Origin of the sequence: uncultured Fibrobacter sp. (assembly GCF_937877005.1) — a bacterium.
In the GTDB taxonomy this organism is placed as follows: domain Bacteria; phylum Fibrobacterota; class Fibrobacteria; order Fibrobacterales; family Fibrobacteraceae; genus Fibrobacter.
Genome location: NZ_CALEFV010000178.1, coordinates 1 through 1,674, shown reverse-complemented (window position 1 = coordinate 1,674; position 1,674 = coordinate 1). Strand labels below are relative to the sequence as shown.

Here is a 1,674-nt window from a genome sequence, read left to right as displayed (position 1 = left end):
AGCAGCTGCGCCCGGTGATTGCCGAAATCCACAAGGCCCGCGAAGCCCTGGAAGCCCTGGATGACGCCGCCCTGGCCGCCAAGAGTGCGGAATTCCGCGAAAAGCTGAACAACGGCGCCACCCTCGAAGATATCAAGGTCGAAGCGTTCGCCGTGTGCCAGGAAGCCTGCGACCGCCGCCTGGGCATCTTCAACATTTTCAAGCCGGAGTTCAACTTTGACTTTAGCCGCCTGGGCCCTGAACTCCAGGAATCGGTGAACGCCGCGAAGGCCGAACTTGCCGCCGGCAAGAACGAATGGGAAGTTTACCTGCCCGCCTCCGTGTACGCGAAGGTCCGCGAACTTTACCCCGAATCGGTAAAGCCGTTCCGCATGATGCCTTTCGACGTGCAGATGATTGGCGGCCTGGTGCTCCACGAAGGCGCCATCGCCGAAATGGCTACCGGTGAAGGTAAGACCCTTGCCGCAGCGCTCCCGGTCTACCTGAACGGCCTTAGCGGCCACGGCGTGCACGTGGTGACGGTGAACGACTACCTGGCCGGCCGTGACGCAAAGCAGATGGGCATGGTCTACAAGTTCCTCGGACTCACGGTGGGCCTCATCGTGAACGGCCTGAACCCCGAAGAACGCCGCATAAGCTACAACAGCGACGTGACCTACGGCACCAACAACGAATTCGGCTTCGACTACCTGCGCGACAACATGGCCGTGGAACCCAGCCAGCTGGTGCAGCGCGAACTGAACTTCTGTATCGTTGACGAAGTGGACTCCATCTTGATCGACGAAGCCCGTACCCCGCTCATCATCAGCGGCCCCGCCGAAGACGCTACCGTAAAGTACGCCAAGGCAAACGAGATTGCGAAGCAGCTCATCAAGAACAAGGACTTCTCGGTCGACGAAAAGGACAAGAACATCCAGCTGACCGAAAAGGGCGTGAACCATATTCAGGAACTCATGCACATTACGAACCTGTACGGCGAACATGCCGACTGGGTGCACTTCTTGGATAACGCCCTCAAGGCCTGGTACCTTTACGAAAAGGACGTGGACTACATCGTCCGCGACACCGAAATCATCATCGTCGACGAGAACACGGGCCGCCTCATGGAAGGCCGCCGTTACAGCAACGGTATGCACCAGGCAATCGAAGCCAAAGAAGGCGTGCAGATCCGTCGCGAAAACCAGACGCTTGCAACGATTACGTTCCAGAACTACTTCCGCATGTACAAGAAGCTTTCGGGTATGACAGGTACCGCCGAAACCGAAGCCACGGAATTCATCAAGATTTATAACATGAACACTTGGGTGATTCCGACCAACAAGCCTTGCATCCGTAAGGACCTGCAGGACATGGTGTACAAGTCCGAAGATGCCAAGTGGCGCGCCATTGTGGCAGAAATCAAGGAACGCCACAGCAAGGGACAGCCGCTCCTCGTGGGTACGGCATCCATCGAAAAGTCCGAACATTTGCATGGCCTCCTTGAAAAGGAAGGCATTCCGCACGAAGTCTTGAACGCGAAGAACCATGGCCGCGAAGCTGAAATCATTCAGTACGCCGGTCACAAGGACAAGGTGACGATTGCAACCAACATGGCTGGTCGTGGTACCGACATTGCCCTTGGCCCGGGAGTTACCGAGCTTGGCGGTTTGCATGTGCTTGGCACCGAACGTCATG

General features: G+C 57.0%; 1 protein-coding gene. It reads left to right on the top strand.

Going from position 1 to position 1,674, the window contains the following annotated elements:
- On the top strand, positions 1-1,674 hold a 1,674-nt coding region (locus Q0628_RS08380), incomplete at both ends, for a DEAD/DEAH box helicase (protein WP_298770028.1).